Source organism: Neisseria sp. P0009.S007 (genome assembly GCF_051962515.1).
Genome location: NZ_JBQCVF010000304.1, coordinates 1 through 1,553, shown reverse-complemented (window position 1 = coordinate 1,553; position 1,553 = coordinate 1). Strand labels below are relative to the sequence as shown.

The 1,553-nt window shown below is 47.5% G+C and carries 1 protein-coding gene; it reads left to right on the top strand.

The window, feature by feature from the left end; genetic code table 11:
* Positions 1–1,553 (top strand): ATP-dependent zinc metalloprotease FtsH (gene ftsH, locus ACTHS3_RS12680; RefSeq protein WP_440368102.1); only part of this gene is annotated, 1,553 nt, incomplete at both ends.

Genomic DNA, 1,553 nt, shown 5'->3' with positions numbered 1-1,553 from the left:
ACTGCCTTCTATACCAATGCGCCTTTGGATGACAACTTGGTTAAAACACTGTTGGACAACAAAGTACGCGTCAAAGTGACTCCGGAAGAAAAACCAAGCATGCTGGCCAGTCTGTTTTACAGCCTGCTGCCTGTTTTGTTGTTGATCGGTGCATGGTTCTACTTCATGCGCATGCAAAGCGGCGGTGGCGGTAAAGGCGGCGCATTCTCTTTTGGTAAGAGCCGTGCACGTTTACTGGACAAAGATTCCAATAAAGTTACTTTTGCCGATGTTGCCGGTTGTGATGAGGCAAAAGAAGAAGTACAAGAAATCGTGGATTACCTGAAATCGCCTAACCGTTACCAAAGTCTGGGCGGTCGTGTACCACGCGGTATTTTGTTGGCCGGTAGCCCTGGTACGGGTAAAACATTGCTGGCTAAAGCGATTGCTGGTGAGGCTGGTGTGCCATTCTTCAGTATTTCAGGTTCTGACTTCGTAGAAATGTTTGTCGGTGTCGGTGCGAGCCGTGTCCGCGATATGTTCGAGCAGGCTAAGAAAAACGCGCCATGTATCATCTTTATCGATGAAATTGATGCGGTTGGCCGTCAGCGCGGTGCCGGTTTGGGTGGTGGCAATGATGAGCGTGAGCAAACATTAAACCAATTGTTGGTTGAAATGGATGGTTTTGAAAGCAACCAAACCGTTATTGTGATCGCAGCAACCAACCGTCCTGATGTACTTGATCCTGCGTTGCAGCGTCCGGGCCGTTTTGACCGTCAAGTTGTTGTTCCATTGCCCGATATCCGTGGCCGTGAACAAATCTTGAAAGTACATGCTAAAAAAGTACCTTTGGATGCATCCGTAGATTTGACTTCTTTGGCACGCGGTACACCTGGTTTTTCAGGTGCAGATTTGGCAAACTTGGTCAATGAAGCTGCTTTGTTTGCCGGCCGTCGTAATAAAGTTAAAGTCGATCAAAGCGACTTTGAAGATGCCAAAGACAAAATCTACATGGGTCCGGAGCGTCGCAGTATGGTAATGCACGAAGATGAAAAACGTGCGACAGCCTATCATGAGGCCGGTCATGCAATCGTAGCGGAAAGCCTGCCGTTTACCGATCCGGTTCACAAAGTAACGATTATGCCTCGTGGCCGTGCATTGGGTTTGACTTGGCAACTGCCTGAGCGTGACCGCATCAGTATGTACAAAGACCAAATGCTGAGCCAGCTCTCAATCTTGTTTGGTGGCCGTATTGCTGAAGATATTTTTATTGGCCGTATTTCTACCGGCGCATCTAACGACTTTGAGCGTGCAACTCAAATGGCACGCGAGATGGTAACGCGTTATGGTATGAGCGATAAAATGGGTGTGATGGTTTATGCTGAGAACGAAGGTGAAGTATTCTTGGGTCGCAGCGTAACCCGTTCTCAAAATATTTCCGAGAAAACCCAACAAGATATCGATGCGGAAATCCGCCGTATTTTAGATGAGCAATACCAAGTGGCTTACAAAATCTTGGATGAAAATCGCGATAAGATGGAAACCATGTGCAAAGCACTGATGGATTGGGAAAC